General features: G+C 74.2%; 6 protein-coding genes. 5 read left to right on the top strand and 1 reads right to left on the bottom strand.

The genetic code is table 11. The features are described from left to right. The first annotated feature begins 216 nt into the window (after positions 1-216). From QK440_RS26345 to QK440_RS26335, 3 genes are all read left to right on the top strand, one after another. Positions 217-642 carry a GNAT family N-acetyltransferase gene (locus tag QK440_RS26345; protein ID WP_282795700.1) on the top strand — a complete coding sequence of 142 codons (426 nt, stop codon included), beginning with the start codon at positions 217-219 and terminating at the stop codon, positions 640-642. Between the two features lie 243 nt (positions 643-885). After that, positions 886-2,472, top strand: a complete 1,587-nt coding sequence (locus QK440_RS26340) for a hemolysin family protein (RefSeq protein ID WP_282795699.1) — start codon at positions 886-888, stop codon at positions 2,470-2,472. Then, positions 2,469-3,482: a hemolysin family protein gene (locus QK440_RS26335; protein WP_282795698.1), complete on the top strand. Its 1,014-nt coding sequence runs from the start codon at positions 2,469-2,471 to the stop codon at positions 3,480-3,482. Before QK440_RS26340 ends, QK440_RS26335 begins: the two co-directional genes overlap by 4 nt. Before the next feature lie 64 nt (positions 3,483-3,546). Here QK440_RS26335 and QK440_RS41465 read toward each other — a convergent pair whose 3' ends face one another. Further along, complete coding sequence (locus QK440_RS41465) at positions 3,547-4,854, bottom strand: LysR substrate-binding domain-containing protein (protein WP_349239320.1); 1,308 nt, start codon at positions 4,852-4,854, stop codon at positions 3,547-3,549. Between the two features lie 70 nt (positions 4,855-4,924). Between QK440_RS41465 and QK440_RS26320 the strand changes: the two genes are divergently transcribed. Both QK440_RS26320 and QK440_RS26315 read left to right on the top strand, forming a co-directional pair. After that, positions 4,925-5,584: a maleylpyruvate isomerase family mycothiol-dependent enzyme gene (locus QK440_RS26320; protein WP_282795697.1), complete on the top strand. Its 660-nt coding sequence runs from the start codon at positions 4,925-4,927 to the stop codon at positions 5,582-5,584. Between the two features lie 184 nt (positions 5,585-5,768). Continuing rightward, positions 5,769-6,614, top strand: a complete 846-nt coding sequence (locus tag QK440_RS26315; protein WP_282795696.1) for an SGNH/GDSL hydrolase family protein — start codon at positions 5,769-5,771, stop codon at positions 6,612-6,614. Positions 6,615-6,666 lie beyond the last annotated feature (52 nt).

Below are 6,666 nucleotides of genomic sequence, written 5' to 3'. Positions count from 1 at the left end.
CCCGGCCTGGCCCGGCCCCGCCGCGCCCCGCCGCGCCGCGCCCCGCCGCGCCCCGCCCCGCCGCGCCGGAGTGGCGTACCGCGTGCATACGCCGTGCGCGTACGGGTACCGGCGTGCGCATGAGGCGTTGGCGGCGGCGGGCGCGGGACGACGTGGCGCTGTCCGGATCCTGGAAATCCGGATGGCGGGGGGAGGCAGGGTGATGAGATGCGGGGCATGAACGAACCACGTATACGCCCCGCCTCGGCCGACGATCTGGACGCGGTGCTCGCCTTCTGGAAGGCGGCCGCGGAAGGCACCAGCATCAGCGACGACCGTACGGGGGTGGAGCGGCTCGTGGCGCGTGACCCCGAGGCGCTGCTGCTCGCCGAGTGCGACGGCGAACTCGTGGGCACGGTGATCGCGGGCTTCGACGGTTGGCGGTGCCATCTGTACCGGCTCGCCGTCCACCCGGACCGGCGGCGGCGCGGCATCGGCTCGGCGCTGCTCACCGCGGCGGAGGAGCGGTTCGCCGCGCTCGGCGGGCGCCGCGCCGACGCGATGGTGCTGGACCGCAACGAGCGGGCCCACCAGGCCTGGCGCGCCGCCGGGTACGGGCCCGAGCCGCAGTGGAGCCGCTGGGTGAAGCCCCTTCCCGACTAGGGGGTCCCGGCCAGGGAGCCGCAATGGCCCCGGCCCTGGCCTGGGCCGTGGCCGGGACCACGGCCTGGGCCATGGCCGCCACTGAACGTTACGCTCCGCTACCGCTTTGCCGACCCTTTAACATGAGAAGAACCTCTGTCACCCCCACGAAAGGTGTGAGCGTCCGCCCATGGGCGAGCCTCCCAGTACCCGACATCGCGCATTCACCACGCCCCTGACCGATCATGGGACGGAGGTGACCCGATGACCGAAGCGCTCCTTCTCCTGGTGGCGGTACTGCTGTCGCTCGCGTGCGGCCTCTTCGTCGCGGCGGAGTTCTCGCTCACGACCGTCGAGCGCAGCGAACTGGAGCGTGCGGTGGACCGCGGCGAGAGCGGCGCCGCGAGCGCGCTCAAGGCGGTCAAGAACCTCACGTTCCAGCTCTCCGGCGCCCAGCTCGGCATCACCGTGACCGGCCTGGTCGTCGGCATGCTGGCCAAACCGGCGATCGGCGACCTGATCGAGGGCCCGCTCGCCGCCGTCGGCGTTCCCGAGGGGGCCGCGTCGAGCGTCGCCCTCGTGCTCGGCACGGCGCTCTCCACCGTCTTCCTCATGGTCGTCGGCGAGCTGGTGCCCAAGAACTGGGCGATCTCCTCGCCGCTGCCCATCGCCAAGCGCGTCGCGACCTTCCAGCGGGTCTTCAGCGCCGCTTTCCGCCCCTTCATCACGCACCTGAACAACACCGCGAACCGCGCCGTACGCCGTATGGGCCTGGAGCCCGCCGAGGAGCTGGCCTCCGCGCGCGGCCCCAAGGAGCTCGCGGCCCTCGCCCGGCACTCCGCTAAGGAGGGCGCCCTGGAGGCCGAGGCCGCCGAGCGGTTCATGCGTACGCTGAACCTCGCCGACCTCACCGCCGAGAACGTGATGACGCCGCGCGTGCAGGTCATGGCCCTGGAGGCCCAGGCCACCTGCCAGGACGTCGCCAACGCGACCCGCGCGAGCGGTCTGTCCCGCTTCCCCGTCTACCAGGGGTCCCTCGACCGGGTCGTCGGCGTCGTCCACATCAAGGACGTCATCGCGCTGCCCGCCGAGCGCAGGCCCCGCGTACCCGTCAGCGAACTCATGCGCGAGCCGCTGCTCGTACCGGAGTCCCTGACCGTCGACCGGCTCCTCGACCGGCTCTCCGGCAAGCGCACCATGGCCGTCGTCATCGACGAGTACGGCGGCACGGCCGGGGTCGCGACGCTGGAGGACATCGTCGAGGAAGTCGTCGGCGAGGTGCACGACGAGCACGACCCGCACGAGACGCCCGACCTGGCCGCCGCCGGCACCGACGCCGACGGCCGGACGCTGTACTCGGCGGACGGCGCCGCCCGCACCGACGAGCTGGCCCGCGTGGGCCTGCGCGCGCCCGACGGCCCGTACGAGACGCTCGCCGGGCTCGTCGCGACGGAGCTCGGCCGCATCCCCGCCGTCGGCGACCGCGTCGAGGTCGGCGGCTGGCACCTGGAGGTCGTGGACGCCGGCGGCCGCCGCGCCGCGCGCGTGCTGATGCGCGCGCCGCTGTCGGAGAACGACGATGACGACGGGGGCGGGTACGGGGACGAGTACGGGGGCGGAGACCTGCACGGGTACAGGGACAGGAACGGGGACAGGGGCAGGGACGGGGACAGGGCCGAGGGGAACGCCGGGGCCGCACGGGACGACGGGCACTCCGCTGGGCACTCTGGGGGCTCCGGTAGCACTGGGCGCTCCGGTAACACTGGGCGCTTCGGGCGCTCGCGTAACACCCGGCACAGCGAGCGGGATCTGAAGGCCGGACAGGACGGAAAGGGGGCGGAGGGCCGATGACCGCCATCCAGCTACTGATCGGCCTGGCGACGCTCGTCGTCAACGCCTTCTTCGTGGGTGCCGAGTTCGCGCTCATCTCCGTGCGCCGCAGCCAGATCGAGCCGTACGCCGAGGAGGGCGACCGGCGCGCCAAGAGCGTGCTGTGGGGCCTGCAGCACGTCTCCGCGCTGATGGCGGCGGCGCAGCTCGGCATCACGCTGTGCACCCTGGTGCTCGGTGTCGTCGCCGAACCCGCGATCGCGCACCTCCTGGAGCCGCTGTTCGACGCGGTGGGCGTACCGCACGGACTGGTCCACCCCATCTCGTTCGTCATCGCGCTGGCCGTGGCCACGTATCTGCACATGCTGCTCGGCGAGATGATCCCGAAGAACGTCGCGCTCGCCGAGCCGGTGCGCAGCGCGCTGCTGCTCGGCCCGCCCCTGGTGACGCTGGCCCGCGCGGTGCGCCCGCTGGTCTTCACGATCAACGCGTTCGCCAACGGCATCCTGAAGCTGCTGCGCGTCGAGACGAAGGACGAGGTCGCGGCGACCTTCTCGGACGCCGAGCTGGCCCGCATGGTGCAGGACTCCAGCGAGGCGGGGCTCATCGACGACCGCGCGCAGGAACGGCTGCACGACGCCCTGGAGCTGGGCCGCCGCCCCGTGCGGGACGTGGTGCTGCCCCTGGAGCGGGTGGTGTACGCCCGCGTCGGCGTCACCCCCGAGCAGTTGGAACGCCTGTCAGCCGAGTCCGGCTTCTCGCGCTTCCCCGTCGTGGACGAGGGCCGGCGCATCGTCGGCTATCTGCACGTGAAGGACGCGCTGGAGGTGACGCCGCGCGACCTGCCGTTCCGGGTGGCGGACATGCGGCAGATCGCCCGGGTCCGCGAGACGACGCCGCTGGACGGCGTGCTCTCCGCCATGCGGAGCAGCCGTACGCACGTGGCGGCCGTCCTCGGCGCCGACGGCCGCCTGGCCGGGATGGTCACCATGGAGGACGTGCTGCGGGAGCTGTTCGGGCAACCGGTGTGAGGACGTGGGGACCGGCCCGGTGAGAGGGCCTGACCCCGGCGCCTGGAGCACGGCCGCGCTTCCGTCACGGGACGGAGGCGCGGCCGTCCCCGTTCGCGGGCCCGGTGGCGGGGCCGGGGTTCCGGACGGGTTCCGTGCCGCTGCCGTTCGCCAGGGCCGCGCGGAGGCGGGTCAGGAAGGCGCGCGCGGCCGGGGCCTCCGGGCCGTCCGCCCGGCGGGCCAAGGCGATCCGGCCGCGCGGGCACGGCTCGGCGAACGGCAGCGCCCGCAGGCCGAGCGCCTCGACCTCCGCCTCCGACGCGGGGAAGACCGCCACCCCCAGGCCCCGCGCGGCGAGCTCCGCGAGCACCTCGGGAGCGGCCGCCTCGAAGGCGACCCGCGGCGTGAAACCGGCCCGCGCGCAGGCCCGTTCCAACGTCGCCCGCAGACCGGTGCCGCGCGGCAGACTGATGAGGGGGCGCCCGGCGAGCGCCGCCAGGGGCAGCGGGCGGGGCACCGGGGACGGTGCGGTCGCCGCCGCGGGGGTCGTACCGGCCGTGTGGGCCGGGCCGCTTGTGGGCGCAGGGGTCGCATCGGTCGAGCGGGCCGGGCCGCCTGTGGCCGCAGGGGTCACATCGGTCGCGCGGGACGGGCCGCCTGTGGCCGCAGGGGTCGTACCGGCCGTGCCCGCCGAGGTGTCGCGGCGGCCTGTGGTCGTGCGGGTGCAGCTGCTCGCCGGGGGGCGGCCTTGGCCTTGGCCGTGCGCTTCAGGGCAGCCTTGGCCTTGGCCGTCCGCCGTCGGATCGGTTCCTCTTCCCGCCTCCGCGCGGCCCGTCCGCCCCTCCGCGTACGCGACCAGCGGGTCGTACGCGGCCACGACCGCCGCCAGCGGTGTGTCGAGGACGATCTCCCAGTCGATGCCCGGCGGCGGGTCCTCGGTCGTGGGCCCCAGCAGGGCGAGGTCGAGTTCACCGCCGCGCAAGGCGGCCAGCATGCGGTCCGAGGTGTCCTCGGTGAGGGCGACCTCCACGCCCGGGTGGTCGTCGTGGAAGTCGGCGAGCAGCGCCGCGACGCCGAACGCGCTCGTGGCGGCCCCCGAGACCACGCCGAGGGTCACGCGGCCCCGCAGCAGCCCGGTGAACTCGTCGGCGGTCTGCCGCATCCCCTCCACGGCGGCGAGCGCCGCGCGCGCGTAGGGCAGCACCGCCGCACCGGCCTCCGTCAGCGTCACCGTCCGGCCCGACCGGTCGAGGAGCCGCTGGCCCAGCTCCCGCTCCAACTGCCTCACCTGGGCACTCACCCCCGGCTGCGCCACGTGCAACCGGGCTGCGGCCCGGGTGAAATTGGCCTCCTCCACGACGGTCAGGAAGTACCGGAGCTGCCGAAGTTCCATAACGGAGGATGCTAGTCACGAGACGTACCAGCTCTTGGACTTATGGCTCCGCCCCGAGGATCTTGGACGCATGGGGAACACACGGAGCACAGGTCAGGCCACCGCTTCCGAGCAGCACATACGGGCCGCCATCGCCGCGGAGCGCCATGAGCTCGCCGACCTCCTCGACGGTCTGGCGCCCGAGCAGTGGGAGGCGCCGTCGCTCTGTGCGGGCTGGCGGGTGCGCGAGGTCGCGGCACACATGTCCCTCGGCTTCCGGTATCCGCTTCCCCGCGTCCTGTGGGAACTCCTCAAGGCGGGCGGCCGTCTGCACCGCATGACGGACCGGTGCGCCCGCGCCGACGCGGCGGCATACGGGACGACGGAGCTCGCGGGCTTCCTGCGCCAACACGCGCACCACCCGTGGACCCCGCCCGTCGGGGGCCTCGCCGGCGCGCTCGGCCACGACGTGGTGCACGGCCTGGACATCACGGTGGCGCTCGGCCTGGACCGGCGCGTGCCGCAGGACCGCGTACGGATCCTTCTCGACCACGTCACGGTCAAGAGCGCCAGATTCTTCGGCGCCGACCTCACCGGGGTACGGCTCTGCGCCGACGACCTGGACTGGTCCGGCGGCTCCGGCGCACCGCTGCACGGGGCCGGGCAGGATCTGCTGCTCGCCGCGTTCGGCCGCCGGGTACCGGCGGGCCGCCTGTCCGGGGAGCACAGCGGGCGCTTCATGAGTGGCTGAGGGGGGGTGGGGCCGGAGTGCCGGAGCGGTCTGCGGGTGGTGCTGCCCAGGGCGGTGGGGCCGGGTGTGCCGGGGCGAGGGGGCCGGGGCTCGGGACTGCTCTGGACAGGTACTGGCGGCTGCTCTGGACAGGTGCCGGCGGCCCGTTCGTCGGCGGGAGGGGCGCGTTACCATCGATGCCGCCATGGAGATCAATGCTAAGTACACGAGCCTCGTCGCGGTCGGCGACTCCTTCACCGAGGGCATGTCCGACCTGCTGCCGGACGGCAGCTACCGCGGCTGGGCGGACATCCTGGCCGAACGCCTCGCCGCCCGCACCCCCGGCTTCCGGTACGCCAACCTGGCCGTACGCGGCAAGCTCATCGGGCAGATCGTCGAGGAGCAGGTCGGGGTGGCCGCCGCGCTCGGCGCCGACGTGATCACCTTGGTGGGCGGCCTGAACGACACACTGCGACCGAAGTGCGACATGGGCCGCGTACGCGCCCTGCTCGAACAGGCCGTGGAGACCCTCGCCCCGTCCTGCAAGCAGCTCGTCCTGATGCGCAGCCCCGGCCGCCAGGGCCCGGTCCTGGAACGCTTCCGCCCGCGCATGGAGCAACTGTTCTCGTACGTGGACGATCTCGCGGACCGCCACGGCGCGGTCGTCGTCGACCTGTACGGGGCGGCGTCCCTCGGCGACCAGCGGCTCTGGGACGTGGACCGGCTGCACCTGACGGCAGAGGGGCACCGCAGGGTCGCCGAGGCGGTGTGGCAGACGCTCGGCCACGCCGCCGAGGAGGACTGGCGGACCCCGCTGCCCCCGGGCGCCCGGCCCGCCTGGGCATCGCGCCGCGTCGCCGATGTCCGCTTCGCCAGGCAGCACCTGGGCCCGTGGATCGGCCGCCGCCTCACCGGCCGCTCCTCCGGCGACGGCAGGACGGGCGCCCACGTGGACCCGGCCACGGGCCGCGCCTTCTGGGTCACGCCGACCGACCCCACGAAGCCCGGCCCGGTCCAGGACTGGCAGCGCGTGGAGCCGGACCCGGCCTGAGCCCCCGCCCGCCGACCGTTCCGTACGCCGGACAGCCGCGGGAAGGGGAAGG

The organism is Streptomyces sp. CC224B (assembly GCF_030010595.1).
Taxonomy (GTDB): domain Bacteria; phylum Actinomycetota; class Actinomycetes; order Streptomycetales; family Streptomycetaceae; genus Streptomyces; species Streptomyces longispororuber.
The sequence above is the reverse complement of the archived record's forward strand: the minus strand, read 5'-3'. Positions and strand labels throughout refer to the sequence as shown.

Bases quoted from the DNA above. Each gene is read 5' to 3' on its own strand.
- QK440_RS26335 (WP_282795698.1), top strand. From the start codon at position 2,469: ATGACCGCCATCCAGCTACTGATCGGCCTGGCGACGCTCGTCGTCAAC.
- QK440_RS26345 (WP_282795700.1), top strand. From the start codon at position 217: ATGAACGAACCACGTATACGCCCCGCCTCGGCCGACGATCTGGACGCG.
- QK440_RS26320 (WP_282795697.1), top strand. From the start codon at position 4,925: ATGGGGAACACACGGAGCACAGGTCAGGCCACCGCTTCCGAGCAGCAC.
- QK440_RS26315 (WP_282795696.1), top strand. From the start codon at position 5,769: ATGGAGATCAATGCTAAGTACACGAGCCTCGTCGCGGTCGGCGACTCC.
- QK440_RS41465 (WP_349239320.1), bottom strand. From the start codon at position 4,854: ATGGAACTTCGGCAGCTCCGGTACTTCCTGACCGTCGTGGAGGAGGCC.
- QK440_RS26340 (WP_282795699.1), top strand. From the start codon at position 886: ATGACCGAAGCGCTCCTTCTCCTGGTGGCGGTACTGCTGTCGCTCGCG.